The organism is Chryseobacterium vaccae (assembly GCF_009602705.1).
Classification (GTDB): domain Bacteria; phylum Bacteroidota; class Bacteroidia; order Flavobacteriales; family Weeksellaceae; genus Chryseobacterium; species Chryseobacterium vaccae.
Genome location: NZ_VSWH01000001.1, coordinates 746,999 through 761,030, shown reverse-complemented (window position 1 = coordinate 761,030; position 14,032 = coordinate 746,999). Strand labels below are relative to the sequence as shown.

15 protein-coding genes are annotated in these 14,032 nt (G+C 35.5%); 3 read left to right on the top strand and 12 right to left on the bottom strand.

Annotated features, from left to right (window positions below; genetic code table 11):
- Window positions 1-191: 191 nt before the first annotated feature.
- Entirely contained in the window at window positions 192-845 is a 654-nt protein-coding gene (locus FW768_RS03465) for a metal-dependent transcriptional regulator (protein ID WP_153392427.1), read from the bottom strand.
- An 85-nt stretch (window positions 846-930) separates the two neighbouring features.
- Here FW768_RS03465 and FW768_RS03460 point away from each other — a divergent pair, with 85 nt between their 5' ends.
- On the top strand, window positions 931-1,965 hold the full coding sequence (locus FW768_RS03460; protein ID WP_153392425.1) for a threonine aldolase family protein: 1,035 nt from the start codon (window positions 931-933) through the stop codon (window positions 1,963-1,965).
- Window positions 1,966-1,976: 11 nt separating this feature from the next.
- Window positions 1,977-2,993, top strand: coding sequence for a phosphotransferase enzyme family protein (locus tag FW768_RS03455; RefSeq protein WP_153392423.1), 1,017 nt, complete (start codon window positions 1,977-1,979; stop codon window positions 2,991-2,993).
- Window positions 2,994-3,043: 50 nt separating this feature from the next.
- On the opposite strand, the gene FW768_RS03450 is transcribed toward FW768_RS03455, so the two are convergent.
- The 10 genes from FW768_RS03450 to FW768_RS03405 form a co-directional block, all read right to left on the bottom strand.
- Window positions 3,044-3,544: a hypothetical protein gene (locus tag FW768_RS03450; protein WP_153392421.1), complete on the bottom strand. Its 501-nt coding sequence runs from the start codon at window positions 3,542-3,544 to the stop codon at window positions 3,044-3,046.
- A 528-nt stretch (window positions 3,545-4,072) separates the two neighbouring features.
- A complete protein-coding gene (locus FW768_RS03445) occupies window positions 4,073-4,630 on the bottom strand; it encodes a DUF4256 domain-containing protein (protein ID WP_153392419.1) in 558 nt (185 codons plus the stop codon).
- Between the two features lie 34 nt (window positions 4,631-4,664).
- Window positions 4,665-5,066 (bottom strand): DoxX family protein, encoded by a 402-nt coding sequence (locus FW768_RS03440; protein ID WP_153392417.1) that lies wholly within the window; start codon window positions 5,064-5,066, stop codon window positions 4,665-4,667.
- Between the two features lie 18 nt (window positions 5,067-5,084).
- Window positions 5,085-5,663 carry a YdeI/OmpD-associated family protein gene (locus FW768_RS03435; protein WP_153392415.1) on the bottom strand — a complete coding sequence of 193 codons (579 nt, stop codon included), beginning with the start codon at window positions 5,661-5,663 and terminating at the stop codon, window positions 5,085-5,087.
- A 108-nt stretch (window positions 5,664-5,771) separates the two neighbouring features.
- A complete protein-coding gene (locus FW768_RS03430) occupies window positions 5,772-6,230 on the bottom strand; it encodes an SRPBCC family protein (protein WP_153392413.1) in 459 nt (152 codons plus the stop codon).
- An 80-nt stretch (window positions 6,231-6,310) separates the two neighbouring features.
- A complete protein-coding gene (locus FW768_RS03425) occupies window positions 6,311-6,643 on the bottom strand; it encodes an ArsR/SmtB family transcription factor (protein ID WP_153392411.1) in 333 nt (110 codons plus the stop codon).
- Between the two features lie 158 nt (window positions 6,644-6,801).
- Entirely contained in the window at window positions 6,802-8,922 is a 2,121-nt protein-coding gene (locus tag FW768_RS03420) for a carboxy terminal-processing peptidase (RefSeq protein ID WP_153392409.1), read from the bottom strand.
- A 627-nt stretch (window positions 8,923-9,549) separates the two neighbouring features.
- Window positions 9,550-10,023: a DUF6265 family protein gene (locus tag FW768_RS03415; protein ID WP_153392407.1), complete on the bottom strand. Its 474-nt coding sequence runs from the start codon at window positions 10,021-10,023 to the stop codon at window positions 9,550-9,552.
- A 111-nt stretch (window positions 10,024-10,134) separates the two neighbouring features.
- A complete protein-coding gene (locus FW768_RS03410; protein WP_153392406.1) occupies window positions 10,135-10,944 on the bottom strand; it encodes a helix-turn-helix domain-containing protein in 810 nt (269 codons plus the stop codon).
- A 208-nt stretch (window positions 10,945-11,152) separates the two neighbouring features.
- Complete coding sequence (locus tag FW768_RS03405) at window positions 11,153-11,548, bottom strand: VOC family protein (RefSeq protein WP_153392404.1); 396 nt, start codon at window positions 11,546-11,548, stop codon at window positions 11,153-11,155.
- 210 nt (window positions 11,549-11,758) lie between these two features.
- Here FW768_RS03405 and FW768_RS03400 point away from each other — a divergent pair, with 210 nt between their 5' ends.
- Complete coding sequence (locus tag FW768_RS03400; RefSeq protein WP_153392402.1) at window positions 11,759-12,283, top strand: hypothetical protein; 525 nt, start codon at window positions 11,759-11,761, stop codon at window positions 12,281-12,283.
- Window positions 12,284-12,351: 68 nt separating this feature from the next.
- Here the strand turns inward: FW768_RS03400 and FW768_RS03395 are convergent, their stop codons facing one another.
- Complete coding sequence (locus FW768_RS03395) at window positions 12,352-14,031, bottom strand: AlwI family type II restriction endonuclease (RefSeq protein WP_153392400.1); 1,680 nt, start codon at window positions 14,029-14,031, stop codon at window positions 12,352-12,354.
- Window position 14,032 lies beyond the last annotated feature (1 nt).

Genomic DNA, 14,032 nt, shown 5'->3' with positions numbered 1-14,032 from the left:
TTTTTTATCTGCCGGGGTATAAGACGCTAGGATTTTATCTACGATAAAATTTTGTAGGTTGATTTTCAGGAAATTTTAAAACCTGTTTCAATGACTTCGGATAAACATCCAGAAATTATTAATTTTAGACAGATTTTTGATTTTTAACTACTGATGTGCGATTTTTTTATTAGTGCATCAGTGGCTAAAAACTATTTTTTAATTAATATTTTTTCGGTAGCCTTTTTGCTGAGAATTTCTTTTCTGCCACCGATTTCTATGGTCATCGATTTATCAAAGTTTTCAATTTTAATAATCTTCACTTTGGTATTAAGGAGGAGTTTTCTGTCATTCAAATAACTTAAAAAAGCATCATCAGAAAGAGTAACCGAAGCGAAAATTGCTGTTTCTCCAACCTCACAGCTGCTTAATTTCTGCAGGTCCTGTGCGATAATGTTTCCATCTTTATCCGGAATAGGTTCTCCATGTGGATCAAATTTCGGGTAATCCAGAATTTCGTCCATTTTATCAAAAAAGATCTGAGAATGTACATGTTCCAGCTGCTCGGCAATTTCGTGAACGTTTTCCCAGCCGAAATTCATTTTCTTAACCAGGAACATTTCGGTAAGTCTGTGTTTTCGGACTACCAAGGCGGCTTCGCGTTTTCCGTTTTCTGTGATGAGTAAAGGTTTATAGGTTTCGTAGATGACCCATTTTTTCTCTGCGAATTTCTTCATCATGTTATTCACACTCGGCATTTTTACGTTTAAAAATTTGCTGAGTTCGTTAATCGTCACTTTCCCTTCATTGTCAACTAAATGAAACAAAGCCTTCAGATAATTTTCTTCTGTTAATGTTGTTTTCAAAATGTTAGATGATTTTCACTACAAATCTAACAAAATAAAATTAAAAACTGTCTCTTGTTATTTTAACTTTTTATAATTTTACTTTATGAAATTTTCATTTAAAAACGACTATTCAGAGGGATGTCACCCGAATATTTTACAGGCACTTTTACAATATAATCTTGAGCAGCAGGCTGGCTATGGTGAGGATAAATATTCTCAGCAGGCGAAAGACTTAATTAAAGAAAAAATTAAAAAAACAGACTCGGATATTTACTTTATTTCTGGTGGAACACAGGCTAATCTTATCGTTATTTCTTCGATTCTAAGACCTTATCAATGTGTTATATCTGCGGCTTCCGGGCATATTCTGAATAATGAAACTGGAGCTATTGAAGCTACAGGACATAAAGTATTAAGTATTGAAACAGAAGACGGGAAACTTCGCCCTGAAGATATTATTCCTGTTCTTGAAAGTCATAAAAATATTCCGCATCAGGTAATGCCTAAGCTGGTGTATATTTCTAATTCTACAGAGTTGGGAACGATTTATCTGGCTGAAGAACTGGAAGATCTGTCGTCTTTCTGCAGGAAGAACGGACTATACCTTTTTATAGATGGTGCCAGAATGGGGCACGGTATTACTTCTGAAATCAGTAATCTGACGTTGGAAAAGATTGCCGAACTTACAGATGTTTTTTATCTGGGAGGAACTAAGAACGGAGCTTTAATAGGAGAAGCTGTTGTCATTAATAATCCGGATCTGAAAACAGATTTTGCATTCAATATTAAGCAAAAGGGAGCTTTGCTGGCGAAGGGAAGACTTCTCGGAATTCAGTTTCTGGAACTGATGAAGAATGATCTGTATTTTGATTTGGCAAAACATGCCAACACCCAGGCAATGAAGATGAAAAATGCGATGAAGGAGAGGGGAGTACAGTTTCTTTCGGATACCTATACTAATCAGATATTTCCCATTTTGAATAATGAACTGGTTGAGATTTTATCTGAAAGTTTTGAATTTTATGTCTGGAAAAAAATAGATGAAAAAACATCGGCAATACGACTGATTACCTCATGGAATACGGGAGATGAGCCTGTAGACCATTTTATTGAGATTATTACAAAAGAATTATCATAGGATTTTTATTTATGGAAACTATTTTTCCTGCAGTTTATTCAACGCTTTGTCCAGTGGCACTTTCTTCATTGATCTCCGAAAAATATGGGTTGAAAGATGTTATGTGCAGATTATTGGTTCGCGGAGTAGGTGATACTTACCTGGCTGAAACCTCTGAAAATCGCTTTATACTCCGTGTTTATCGTGCTTCCCATCGGAGCTTGCAGCAGATAGAGGAGGAAGTGACATTATTACTGGCCTTAAAACAAGCTGGTGTATCTGTTTCATATCCTATAAAAAATATTTCAGAAGAAGTAATCCTGAAAATAAATGCAGCCGAGGGAGAAAGGTGTGCCGTATTATTTTCTTACGCTCCGGGACAGGTAGTAAGAATGTTTAGTCAAGAGCAGCTTTATACATTGGGAAATGAAATGGCTCGTTTTCATAATGTATCTTCCAATATTCAGTTGGGAAATGCCCGATGGAACTTTGATTTTGAAACGACCATTTTGATGCCCCTGAAAAATTTGCAATCTGTTTTTACAGAAAACCCTGAAGATTATTTCTGGTTACAGAATAGGGTAGATCAAATCCACAAAAAACTGACTCAGATTGATGCATCCGGATTTTCAAAAGGATACTGTCATTTTGATTTCCTTCCTAAAAACTTTCATTTTGAAAATAATTCAGTTACCTTTTTTGATTTTGATTTTATGGGCTATGGCTGGCTGGTCAATGATTTAATGACCTTCTGGCAGCACCTCGCTTTAGATGTATACACTGGAAAAATGACTGCTGAAGCAGCGAAGGAGGCATTTGATACTTTTTTAAAAGGTTATCGTGAATTCCGTTCTGTAAGTGAGCAGGAAGTGGCTATGATTCCTTATCTCGCTTTCGGATTCTGGCTTTTTTATATGAATTTTCATACCACGCATGATCAGTTCTATGTTTTCAGCCAGCCGGGACATCTTAAATGGTATGTAGGAATTTTGAAAAATGTGGTTGAAAATTATTGGGAGAAAGAAAATTCGGAATTTCAGAAAAAATAAAAAGCTGTTTCCAAATCATTGAAAACAGCCTGCTTTATAGGAATTATTTTTTATTTCAAAGCTTTGGCAACCGTTTTACAGTCTGCTGTGCTTAGGTTTTGTCCGTCTTTATAACTGATCTTTTTCTCATCCGCATATTTTGACTGTCCGTCTTCTTCTTTATGTCCACCGATTCCTTCAATTAAAGTATCATCCTGCTGCAGGAAGAAAATATCTCTTTTGCTTTTCTTTCCTTCAGACTGGAATTCATAGGTTAGTTTTAATGTGTCTCCTGATTTAAAGCCCGTTACATCTCCTTTTGAGCTGTCTTTTTCGCTGTTTTTATAGGCCATTTTTCCGGTGATGGTTCCCAGATTGTCGTCAATGGATGCAAAAACGGTATCTTTTCCGGTAACTCCCATATAACAGAATGATTTTGGTCCCAGTGTGTCTACTACGGGTTCAGCTGCTGCAATCGTATCTTTTTCAATTTTTACAGCCGGAGCATCTGCTTTTTTATTACAGTTGATCAGAAAAACGGATAATGATCCCAGTAAGATTAATTTCTTCATACCTTAATTGTTAAATTCAAATTTCAGTGTACTAAATTAGCAATAGTATTTCAATATGAAAGAAAATCAGCTACAAAAAGCGGAAAGATATTATTAAACCAGCGATAAAGCTTTTTATTATCGTGGATTTATATTAAAATGTGCGAGGGCGCAAGATTTATCTCCGATAAAATTTAACACTATGCATAAATTTAAATTGTTAAAAAATTTTTGACCTTTTGACTTCGTTGAATCTTTGATTTATGATTAAAATAGGGTGTTATAAAGTGACAATTTAATTTCAAATGAATTTATATCATTTATCTCTATTTATTGGAATATCTTCATAAAATCTGTCTGATCTGCTTAATTTGCGAGATTGAAAAAAATAATCCACTTAGATGATCATTGTTAAATTTTTTGAGAACTTTTGATTTTGCATCTTAAAATCAACAGAATAATTGAGAAAATATTTACATCTTGCCTCTTCTAATACTAAAATTTGAATTATTATATATTACTCATTACCTATTAATTATTACTTATTATTCATACTGTCAGCGCTCCTCTGAATCCCCGTGCGGCATAGTAGGAATCTGCACCATTGTGGTACATGAAAACTGTATTATAACGGCGGTCACAGAAGATAGCTCCTCCTAGTTCTCTGATATGAGAAGGTGTTTTTACCCAGCTGGATGTTTTCAGATCAAATTTTCCGAGTTCCTGAAGGTTTCGGTATTGTTCTTCGGTGAGGATTTCGATGCCCATTTCAGCGGCTTTGTCTATGGCGTTACTTTCCGGCTTATTGGCTTTTCTGGATTCCCAGGCTGGATAATCGTAGCAGAGACTTCTTCGTTTCGGACTTTCGGGGGAACAATCTGCGAACAGGTATTCATCAGTTTTTTTGTCATATCCTATCACATCCGGTTCACCTTCTGTTTCTTCCATTTCGTTTAAAGACCATAGTTTTTCAGGATTGGCCCTTAGTTTTGTCTGTATTTTTTCCCATATAAGGTCTTTATGACGGGACTTGTTTTTCTCAAAACGATTCTTCAGGATGGTTAAAAGAGATTCAGTTTGTTCGGGGGTTAATGTTTTCTTTTTCATATCAGAATTTGTATTAAATATATTGGATTTAAATTTAATGATTACTTACGGAAATCTTTCTGTTGGCAGGTCTAAAATACCAGGAAATAATGACTAAGGCAAGTAACAGGACAGCAGGAAAAGTTCTTCCAACTGAATCTCCAACAATAAGATGAGAGGCTACAGCACCTGCCATGACAAAAATGAACCCTGCATAAGCCCATTCTTTCAAAATTAAGCGTTTAGGAATAAGAACGGCAATAACTCCGAGAAGTTTACAGATTCCGATAATGCTCATAAGATAAGTAGGGTAGCCCAGATTGGTAAAATTGGCAAGTTCATCTTTGTTTTTCATAAGCTGGACAATAGCCGTTGAGACCATTCCCAATGACATCCAGATGGTAAAGATCCAGTAAATGATTTTTTTTGTTTTTTGTGATTGAACTGATGTTTCCATTGTTGTGGTTTTTAAGTTTTAGTCATTAAGGCCTTTTCCGTCTAGGATTTGAGGAATGCATTTTTCAATTCTTGTTTCCCTGGTTTTGGATTGTTTGGCTGAAGAAAAGTGGAGTAGATAAGCTCTCTGCCTTCCCGGAGTTAGGGATTCAAAAGCATCCTTCAGCACAGGATCTTCATCCAGTTTATCCTGAAATTCCTGAGGCATTTCAAATTCTTTAGTTTTCTTCATTTCGACTTTAGCTCCCGATTCTTCAATTTCAACGGCTTCAAACATATAAGCCTGAAGTTCTTTTTCCAAATCAATGATTTGCTGTACTTCTGTAAAGCGGATTTGCCTTGCAGCCTGTACATTTTTGCTTTGCTGGATTAAAATATGATCAGGATCTTTCATTAGTGCACCTTTAAAGAAGAGTAGAGCACAATATTCTTTAAATCCGTGAATTAAGAAAATATTTTTTCCCTTGTAGGTATAACAGGGACAGCCCCATTTTAAATCTTCTGTCAATTCGGTGCTTAGGGCAATTGTTCTTAATTTTTCAAATTCTTTTTGCCATTGTCCGGCATTTTTGAAGAAAAAATCAACTTTTGGATTCATTGGAATTCAGGGTTTAAAGTTTAAAATTTAATGTTCAAGGCTGCTATCCTTTCAATAGTAATTTGAGGCTTTTAATCTCTCATCTATTCATCTATTTTCTTTTCTCTCTTATTTAAACATGTCCTGTAAACGATTATGCGCCATATTAATTCCCTGGGCGAATGGCATTTTCAGATGCTGATCTCTGAAGTCTACAGATTTATAAATAGTCTGGATCGTGATTTTACTGGTTATATCCGTTAATTTTTCAAATTCTAAAAATTCGAACTGTACAGGGAAAGGGGTATTTTCCATCTGAAAAGTTCTTATAATCTTCTCGTTCTGAACAATATCATGAATGGTTCCATTGGCACTGAACACTACATGACCCTGAGGATTTAAGGTTTCGAAACGATAGCTTCCATGCTGTTTATTTTCAAATTTTGTCACTTTTGTACCCATCCATTGCTCGAACAGCTCAGCTTCTGTATAGGCTTTGAAAAGGAGTTCTACAGGAAGATCAAATTCTCTGATGATGAATATTTCCTGTTTTCCGTCTTCTGCGTGGATTTTTGTTTTGAGTTCCATATTATATTTTGAATTTGAGGGTTTAGCATGGATGAAGGTTGATACTAATTGACGTCTATTATCTATTAGTCTTTCATCTTTTATCTCTTATTATTCATGTTCTGGTATGCCTTCATCACACTTTCCAGTTTATTGAATTTCTCATCCCACATTTTGCGGAATGGCTCTATGAAATCGGCAATTTCTTTCATTTTATTAGGATTGAGGTGATAAATAATTTCACGGCCGTTTTGCTCTGATCTCAGCAGTTCACATTCTGTAAGGATCTGAAGGTGTTTGGAAACGGTAGGTCTTGCGGTATCGAAATTGGATGCAATGGCTCCGGCAGTCATGGATTGAGAAGCTACCAGCATCAATATGGATCTTCTGGTAGGGTCTGCGATGGCCTGAAATACATCTCTTCTTAAATTCATTGTGTAGTTATTTGACTACAAATATATGTGTAGTTATTTAGCTACGCAAATTTTTTAAATAAAATTTTTAATTTTAATAAAAAAGAGCTCAAAAATGTAGGTTAAATACATTCATGAGCTCTATATGGGCTTCTTAATTTCAGGGTAAGAGAGTGTGCTTAAGATCTGCTTTTGAGATCTCCAATTATGTTTATTGCTTCCTGTAGATATAAATCTCTTTGCAGATTTTTAACCCATATTTCTGATTTATTTTTGAATGCAGCATCACTTTTCTCTCTTTCAATATCCTTTGGATACATAGTGAATTTAAGACCGCTTTCTAATGTATTTAAAGCTTTGAATTTTTCAGTCTGAATCTTTCTCTGTTTCATAAGATCATTGAATTTCTGGATGTTCAGAGGGACTGTTTTTTCTTTATCCAGATTTTCTCTCCATTGGGCATATTCAAGTAATAACTGGTAGTTACTGTTTTTAGCAATTCTTTCCGTGCTTACTTTCTGTAAAGCCTGAACATCGAAAAAGTTTTGTTTATTGAAACTTGTTCCCGGTATTCTATCCCAGGCTAATGCAAAATCATCATATTTTTCACCTATTTCAGCATAAGATAGGATATCTTTCATAGGAATATCTGAGGTAACTCCTTTTCTTTGGGTAGATTCTCCTGTGATTCTATAATATTTCTGAATGGTTAATTTTATAGCACCAAAGTCTTCCTGAGTATTGAGAAACTTGTTCAGATCTACAAATACCTGTACAGTCCCTTTTCCATAAGATACCGGAGATCCCATGATTACGGCTCTTCCATAATCTTGCATAACTCCGGATAAAATTTCTGCTGCAGAGGCTGAAAACTCATTCTGTAGAATCACAAGCGGACCACTCCAGACCGGAGTTTCATTTTTATTTTTTAAAGTTGTTATCTTTCCATTTCCATCCTTCACCTGCACATACGGACCTGCATTTGCAAAAAGCCCCAGAATATCACCTACTTCTGTTAAAGAACCGCCTGAGTTGTCTCTGAGGTCAAGAACAATTCCTTGAATATTCTGTTCCTTAAGTTTGATAATTTCATTTTTAATATCATCAGATGCATTTCTTCCATCTTTATCTTCAAAGTCAGCATTAAACTTTGGCAAATTAATAAGTCCGTATTTTTTATCGGATGTATTTACAATAATACTTTTAGCAAAAGTATCTTCAATAGCTATTTCTTCGCGAATCATGGTAACATCTTTAATGGTTCCGTCTTTTTTCTGTACCGTTAAAGTTACTGCCGTTCCCTTTTCACCTCTGATTAATCTTACGGCTTCGCTGGAAAGCATCTCAATAATATTGACAGCATCATCATTTGGATTAGATTTTATTTTTAAAATCTTATCACCTTCAGTCAGCTGTTTAGATTTCCAGGCTGGGGCTCCAACTGTTAATGTACTGATATAAAGGCCACCTTTTTTTTCCTGGATCATCGCGCCTATCCCAATTATTTTTCCTTTGAAGTCCGAATCATAATCTTCTTTTCCCTGCGGTGAATAATAAGTGGTATGTGGATCGAAAACATGAGCATATGAATTCATGTATAAACTAAACCAATCCATCTTTTTCCTTTTGTTGAACCTTTTAAATTTTTCTTCCAGAAAATCTTTAACATTTTCTGTGGCTTTTTTTATTTTTTGATTTTGGCTTAATACTTCAGGTTTATTAATATTGCTATCTTTATTAGCAGAATCTTTATTTTTTTCTTCCGCTTCATCTTTACTGTTCATGGATTCTATTTCTTGCAGAATACTATATTTGATAAATTTCTTCCACTCATTATAAAGCTCCTGTTTATTAGCCGGTGCTTTTTTCAGCTTGGGTTCCAAAATCAATGTTTCATCTTCTTCCAGATTGATAGGTTTACTGAAAATATCCTGAGTAATCTTATCAATTTCATTCATCCTTTGATAAAGCTTATCGACTGTAATTTTATAAAAGGTTAAATCTCCATTGTTCAGATAATCGTCCAGTTTTGTTTCATATTTACGGAATTCATCCATATCAGACTGGAGAAAATATTTTTGTGTAGGATCTATCAATTCAAAATAATGTTTATAAACATCTTTTGAGTAAGCATCATTAATGGTTTTTGGACTGTAATGCAAATAAGACAAAATATTCTTCGTATTGATCATAATCACCTGCATTTTTTCGTCTTCATCTCTGGGCGAGTTGAAACCGAACATCAAAAAAGTAAGGGGAAGCAGGAGTAAAAAGCGGGCGGGTCTTAAATTTTTCAACATAGATCTGATGGTGTTTTTTAATAAGGGATTGTAATTAATTGGTATTAATTTAATCCTTCTATTAAATTTTTAAGCTTTTATTTATTGTATTGTTACTAGTTTATATATTTTCAGTTGAAATATTATTTCATCTGAATTTTTAATATGTTTTGTGTAAAATTCATGTGAATGTATGAAAAAATATTTATCTAAATGAAAAGCTGAAGATTTTAAAATCAAATTTATACTAAATCCTTGAAAGAGCCTACAGAAGATGGTTTTGAGCCGGGAGACAGAGTAGTGGTGACGGCTTGCAGAAACAAAATTGTTTTAGAAAAGGAGATGATTTATGAGTAAATGTATGTTGCAAAGAATGTTTTATATTCTATGCTGGTAAAAGATTTGTAGAATCTGTGGAATTTGTGCGAAACCAGATTAAAAGTTATGAAAATTTCCCACAGATTACTGAAGTCAAAAATTAAAAAAGTATGTTTTTTAGTTTAGGCTTTGTATGGGAGAGTAAAGACGTGGATAAGTAAATTTGGACGAAGCGGTATGGGTCAGGTTTCGGCGGCCTCCGGCCGCCGAAACCTGAAAAGCTAAACCATAAAAATTAATGATTGTTCATTGCAGAAACAACCATCATTTCTATTTTATCTTCCTCATTGGAAACTGCTGTTTCATTTCCCGACCGTGTTTACTTCCTGAAATTTCTGCCAATAGAGAGTCTTTTCCTGTTTTTTTATAAGAAATAGCTTGTGGAAAATCATGAAGAGGGTTTTCAAACACAGTCGCTTTCTCTTCAGAGGTATTTTTTGAAACGAAGCTTACAGGAAATCCACCGTTTTGTTTTTTTACAGAGACTATATAATGCAGTTTTTTATCTTTTTCTACAAGCTGAACAGTCTCAAATAGCAGAGTGTCTTTATTCTTCAGAAAATAGCTTTTACCCTGAAATTCAAAGTTACTTTTTCTTGTCCATGTCTCATATAAGCTGCCTTTGGGAGTTTTGGTTTCCCAGGTTCCGAGGAGCCATTCCATTTTTTTGAGTTCACTTTGCTGTTGTGCCCAGCTTCCTGCTGTTAATATCGCGATTATGGCGAGGATTAGTTTTGATTTCATTGTCGTTCTGTTTTATGCTGACAAATTTCAGGTATAAGACCTACTTAAAATTGTAAAAATGCGACAAGGTAATTTTTTGGAGCTGGAAATAACTGAAATCCATCTAAATCATCATTCTGTTCCATAGAAAAGGGAAGACATTTTCAGGTTTTCACCATAGAACTCTTTGGGGGTAAGCCCGGTAAATTCTTTAAAATCTTTGATAAAATGAGCCTGGTCGTAGTATTCAGACTCATGGGCCAGAGCCGTAAGATTAGAGTATTCTTTATGGAGAAGAAGTTTGAGGGTCGTTTGCAGTCTGATAATTCTGGAAAGCTGTTTGGGGCTTAAACCGATTACGGAGGAAAATTTACGTTCCAGTTGTCTTCGGTTGATATTGGTTTGTCGGGAAAGCTCATTCACAGATATTTGTCCGTTAACATTCAGCAAAAGATCTACTGTAGATTGAACAATTCTGTCAATGGTTTCTGTATTAAGCCTTCCGAGTAAAAATGCTTCTACCAGATCTATTTTATCCTCAGTTCTTTTGGCAAGGATAACTTTACTTTCAAGTTCAGTTCCGGAATTTCCGAAGAGTTCCACCAATGAAACTGCTTTATCATCCATTTCTTTTATAGGAATCGTTGCAAACGGAATAAAACCGTCATGATGGAACCGGACAGAAAATATCCCTGTAATTCCCGTGGGCTCTATCTTTAAAGGTTCGGTAAGCTGACCGAAAACACAGCTTCTTGGCTGTACAGTGGCTTTTCCGTCAATATATTGTTTATACAGGTCACCGTGGTGAAAGATCATTTCCATACATCCATCCGGAACGATGGTCTGGGTTTGAGGAACGTCTTCTTTGGCACTGTCCAGGGTCCAATAACACTTGATAAGATCTGCCAGATCAGGATGGGGCTGGAATGTATGATAATCCATATATTTCTCAATATTCTGAGCTTATAAAACTATAAATAAAAATGGAAATAATTTGAATTTTAGAATAAATCATGAAATAAACTCATTTATATGCAAAAACGCTTAGAAGCCCGTATAGGGCGTCTTTTTTCATCCAGTAACTATGCTATTTACCTGAAAAAAGAGACGCTAAATTGAGAAAATATTTTCCGTTTGGTTTTCCCGGTTTTTACATATGAAATACATTAAATTTATGACCGTCAGGGTCTGTAAAGACAAAACCATAATAATTTGGTCCAAAGCTTTCCGGGGGCGAAATAACTGTTCCTCCGGCTTTTTCAACTTCCTCAGCCCATTGGTCGGCTTGCTCTATACTCTCGGCTGAAAGAGTGAAGATGATTTCGTTGGCAATCTGGGAATCACCAAATTTCATCATTTTCAGATTATTTTCTATAACTTTTTTCAGAAAGAAGTGGATGACAAAATCCTGTTCCCCGAAGAAAAAACTTACCAGTTCGTTGGAGCTGTGTGGATTATTGGGCTTAAACCCAAGACTGGTATAAAATTTTTGTGTGCGGTCCAGATCGGCTACAGCCAGATTGGCCCAGATCATTTTAGGTTTCATATTATTTTATTTTTTGTTGAGAATAAAGGTATTTTATTTCATCAGCATAAAACTTGCCATGTGGTAAGTTTTTGTAATTTTATTGGACAGATCATAAAAATTAATGTGGAAGGGCTTTGGCTAGGGCAGAATAAAGAATTTTAGGAAAGATTTTCTTTAAATGAATTTAACATAATATATAAATTAACAAAGAAGAAATAGGAAAAAGTAATGGAATTAAGAAAGGAAATAGAACCTGATTTTGAAACAGCAGAAAAGCTTTATCCGGATGTTTTAAACCTCATTTTAGATTATACAGCATACTGCGATGAGCATGGAGATGAAGATTCCAGCGAATATAAAAATCTGGAAAATAAGCTTCATAGAATGACAGGTAAAGACATGTCACAATTTAATCTTTGGGAATGGTGGGAAGGCAATGGAGCTGAAAACCTTGCTTTTGACATATGTTTAGCGGATCCTGAAAAGGTTGAATGCCTCACCAAAAGTGAATTGGCCGAAATTGTAAGGCGGATGAAAACCTTTGAAATTCCTGACCCTGATGATAAATCCTTCAGGTCTCTGTTTTACAATTATATATGTTTTGGCAGTGATTATTATCCCAATTTCTTGAAAATAAACTGTAAGACGTATGATATCAAGCTGTTTCAGAGGCATAAAAATAAAAATGGGGAATATTTTGAACACAGCGAAGAAGAGATTACAGACCAACTTTGGAACGGAGGTATAATTTAGTATACCCTAATCTAAATAAATAAAAAAAGGGCAGGAGGGTACCTATTATTGGTAATCCTAAGAAATCTCTATTGATTCAGCCAGTTCAGTGCTTCCTTTGTTATGGCGTTGTGCCAGTCTGCCTCGTTGTCCAGAGTGTTGGCTAATTCGTTTGAGCGTTCAAAAAATCGTTGGACATGTCTGGGTTCCGGCACATAATGCGCTTTATGTGAATCCTCAACCATCTTTAAAAATATATTCAATGGAAGAGGGATGATGGTGGAAGTTCCTCCATAAAATTTAATATTCATTTTGTGTAAAGCATAAAAATGCGCAATACAGGCTTCATGTATTTTGGGAGCAATAAACAAGCAGTAAGCGGGTTTATCTATTTCGCGTTTTAATTTCGCAAGATGCCGGGTTACTGGTTCACCTTCGGTTTCGTATTGTCGCTGGCCGTTTTGCATGGTGACTTCTACAGTCAATCCAAAAGTTTCGTAATCACAAACAATATCTGCCATATTTCCCTGCGCAGTTGACATAGGATTTCCGAAGTCGTCAAATTTTAAATTCGCTTTAATATTACCTCCATCCAGCATCGTCATTGCCCGCCAGGTATTCCATTCTAACATCAGAGGGGCATCATACAATGAATTGGCGATTATCTGTTCAAATGTTGTATTGATGTCTTCATAAAGACGATAATCTTTTATGGCTGAAATCTGGTGTGCTAGTATTTGTTCTTTTCTGCTTTCTAACTCGTCAGCAAATATGTCTTTAAGATCCTGTAAAGTCGCAGTGGCAGATATCGTAAGTTCCGGAAATTCACTGTGAATTTTTTCCTCAAGTAATTCTCTGTTGTCAGTTAGTAGGGTTGGTATCGTTGCATTACCCAGATAATCTATGTATTGTTCTTCGTTGTCAATAAAGCAGGGGGTTCTATCGGTGTGCTCTAAAAAATAATCAACTTCTTCCATTTTTTCAGGAACAATGGAAACTGTTTTTCCTAAATGTGAAATATTGACTAAACCCGTTGCTCTCAGATAGCGGATACAGGCATCAGCATAATCCCGCATATTACTGGCTTTTGTACTCAAAAATTTTGGTACTGAAGCATCAGCCGTTTCTCTTGTTTTTGTGTTGCCGGAGCTAATGTCAGAATGATAAATTTCTCTTAATTCCCGGTCAAAATATTCAGCACGAAATTGTTTATAATTGCCTTCGTTTTGTGCTTTAGCTGCTCTGAAACGGTCAATTTTAGCCGTAATTTCATCAAAATTCCGATAATCCGTTAACTGCAGCCCGAAAATCATCAATTCATCAAATTTCAATGAGCCAAACTGCCTGATCAATCTGAAAAGCTCGAGATAAGGTTTTACCCAAAAATCGGCAGAATTTTCACTAGGTTTATGAAATGGGGAAGGAACCTGAAACTTAAGGAGCTGCCTCAGAAATATTTCATCTTTCCGCTTTGAATTGACCAGTTCTTCTCCTGCAGGAGTTAGACGTATTTCGGGGGAAAGAATTACAAAACCAAGTGCTTTAGGGGCTCTGTTTATCCGGTCTCTTGCGCTGAACGCAGGGTCATTTGCTCCCTCTCCATTGAAAAAGTTTTCCTCCTTCAACAGCTCCATAAATTCTCTCTGCGTTTCGACATTCCATTTTTGTCCTGCAAAATGAGTGTTTAATAACTCAATTTCAGGAATCATTTTAGCAGGAGTTCTCGGAGAGGTGGTAACGAATATTACTTTACTGTTGATACTTGCCATG